This window comes from Pseudomonas sp. AC463 (assembly GCF_979253585.1).
Window position 1 is genome coordinate 1 of record NZ_CEEDDZ010000782.1, and the last position, 260, is coordinate 260.

The window sequence follows — 260 nt, forward strand, 5'->3', positions numbered from 1 at the left end:
TACTACTGGTTCCCCAAGGCGTTCGGCTTCCGCCTCGACCCGTTCTGGGGGAAGGTCAGCTTCTGGGGCTGGGTGATCGGTTACTGGGTCGCGTGGACTCCGATCTATATCGTCGGCCTGATGGGCACGACGCGCCGCGTCCGCCATTTCGAGGACCCGACGCTGCAACCCTTCTTCATCGTCGCGGCGATCGGCGTGGGGATCATCGCGATCGGTATCCTGGCGTTCCTGATCCAGATCGCGGTCAGCATCAGGAACCG

The 260-nt window shown here is 63.1% G+C and carries 1 protein-coding gene; it reads left to right on the forward strand.

The annotated features are described in order from the left end of the window. Positions 1-260, forward strand: a 260-nt coding sequence (locus AC0IYH_RS32350; protein ID WP_471838422.1) for a cbb3-type cytochrome c oxidase subunit I, incomplete at both ends; no start/stop codon positions are given.